The 471-nt window shown below is 47.3% G+C and carries 1 protein-coding gene; it reads left to right on the top strand.

Going from position 1 to position 471, the window contains the following annotated elements:
- On the top strand, window positions 1-471 hold a 471-nt coding region (gene trmD / locus AAEY75_RS14135; protein WP_352259914.1), incomplete at both ends, for a tRNA (guanosine(37)-N1)-methyltransferase TrmD.

Here is a 471-nt window from a genome sequence, read left to right as displayed (position 1 = left end):
GTCCGGTGATTTATATGTCACCACAAGGGCAGACGCTGAGTGAGAGTAGTGTGGTCGATATGACCGAGTATGACGGCATGATTATATTATGCGGTCGTTACGAAGGCATTGATGAGCGCTTACTGTCGCAGTATGTTGATATGGAAATATCACTTGGTGATTATGTGCTTACCGGTGGTGAGCTACCGGCAATGGTGCTAATGGATAGTGTGATACGTCGTTTGCCTGATATTATGGGTGATGATAAGTCAGCTGAGCAAGATTCGTTTGTTGATGGCTTGCTTGATTGTCCACATTATACTAAGCCGCATGAGTTTGCGGGTATGGCAGTGCCTAAAGTGTTACTTTCAGGTCACCATGCCAATATCGCGAAGTGGCGCTTTAGTCAGCAAGTCGAACGTACGCAAGCGCGTCGTCCAGACTTATGGCAAGCGTTTACGCCAACGGTAGAGCAAGCAAAGTGGCTAAAGG

The sequence above is a fragment of the Psychrobacter sp. TB55-MNA-CIBAN-0194 genome, from assembly GCF_040309505.1.
Taxonomy (GTDB): domain Bacteria; phylum Pseudomonadota; class Gammaproteobacteria; order Pseudomonadales; family Moraxellaceae; genus Psychrobacter; species Psychrobacter fozii.
The sequence above is the reverse complement of the archived record's forward strand: the minus strand, read 5'-3'. Positions and strand labels throughout refer to the sequence as shown.